Source organism: Paenacidovorax caeni, from assembly GCF_001298675.1.
GTDB classification, from domain to species: Bacteria; Pseudomonadota; Gammaproteobacteria; order Burkholderiales; family Burkholderiaceae_C; genus Paenacidovorax; species Paenacidovorax caeni.
In genome coordinates, this window is sequence record NZ_CYIG01000005.1 from 222501 (window position 1) to 224301 (window position 1801).

Here is a 1801-nt window from a genome sequence, read left to right on the forward strand (position 1 = left end):
GTGCAATTTATTGCACGTGGTAGGAGAGCGTTCTGTAAGCCTGTGAAGGTGTCTGGTAACGGATGCTGGAGGTATCAGAAGTGCGAATGCTGACATGAGTAGCGTTAAAGGGGGTGAAAAGCCCCCTCGCCGTAAGCGCAAGGTTTTCTACGCAACGTTCATCGGCGTAGAGTGAGTCGGCCCCTAAGGCGAGGCAGAGATGCGTAGTTGATGGGAAACAGGTCAATATTCCTGTACCGATGTGTAGTGCGATGTGGGGACGGAGAAGGTTAGCTCAGCCAACTGTTGGATATGTTGGTTCAAGCCTGTAGTCGTGCCCGGTAGGCAAATCCGCCGGGCTTAGATGAGGGGTGATAACGAGTCTGCTTGCAGACGAAGTGAGTGATACCCTGCTTCCAGGAAAAGCCACTAAGCTTCAGCTACACACGACCGTACCGCAAACCGACACTGGTGCGCGAGATGAGTATTCTAAGGCGCTTGAGAGAACTGCGGAGAAGGAACTCGGCAAATTGATACCGTAACTTCGGGAGAAGGTATGCCCCAAGTAGGTGAACTCGTACAGAGGGAGCCAAAAGGGGTTGCAAAAAATCGGTGGCTGCGACTGTTTAATAAAAACACAGCACTCTGCAAACACGAAAGTGGACGTATAGGGTGTGACGCCTGCCCGGTGCTGGAAGATTAAATGATGGGGTGCAAGCTCTTGATTGAAGTCCCAGTAAACGGCGGCCGTAACTATAACGGTCCTAAGGTAGCGAAATTCCTTGTCGGGTAAGTTCCGACCTGCACGAATGGCGTAACGATGGCCACACTGTCTCCTCCGCAGACTCAGCGAAGTTGAAATGTTTGTGATGATGCAATCTCCCCGCGGAAAGACGGAAAGACCCCATGAACCTTTACTGTAGCTTTGTATTGGACTTTGAACGGATCTGTGTAGGATAGGTGGGAGGCTTTGAAGTGAGGTCGCTAGATCTCATGGAGCCAACGTTGAAATACCACCCTGGTGCGTTTGAGGTTCTAACCTAGGTCCATTAGCTGGATCGGGGACAGTGCATGGTAGGCAGTTTGACTGGGGCGGTCTCCTCCCAAAGCGTAACGGAGGAGTTCGAAGGTACGCTAGTTACGGTCGGACATCGTGACGATAGTGCAATGGCATAAGCGTGCTTAACTGCGAGACTGACAAGTCGAGCAGATGCGAAAGCAGGACATAGTGATCCGGTGGTTCTGTATGGAAGGGCCATCGCTCAACGGATAAAAGGTACTCTGGGGATAACAGGCTGATACCGCCCAAGAGTTCATATCGACGGCGGTGTTTGGCACCTCGATGTCGGCTCATCTCATCCTGGGGCTGTAGTCGGTCCCAAGGGTATGGCTGTTCGCCATTTAAAGAGGTACGTGAGCTGGGTTTAAAACGTCGTGAGACAGTTTTGTCCCTATCTTCCGTGGGCGCTGCAGATTTGAGGAAGCCTGCTCCTAGTACGAGAGGACCGGAGTGGACACACCTCTGGTGTACCTGTTGTCACGCCAGTGGCATCGCAGGGTAGCTAAGTGTGGAAGAGATAACCGCTGAAAGCATCTAAGCGGGAAACTCGTTTCAAGATGAGATCTGCCGGGGCCTTGAGCCCCCTAAAGAGTCGTTCTAGACCAGGACGTTGATAGGCTGGGTGTGGAAGCGCAGTAATGCGTTAAGCTAACCAGTACTAATTGCTCGTGCGGCTTGACCCTATAACTTTGACATACCGTCAAATTGTTATGCCAAGCACGCAATCAAATTAATGATTCGTCTCTATGAATTCGCTTGTAT

The 1801-nt window shown here is 51.4% G+C and carries 1 rRNA gene (running past one end of the window); it reads left to right on the plus strand.

From position 1 onward, the window contains the following. Positions 1–1722: ribosomal RNA gene (locus BN2503_RS03630) — 23S ribosomal RNA — on the plus strand; it begins 1154 nt to the left of the window's first position. Positions 1723–1801: the final 79 nt, after the last annotated feature.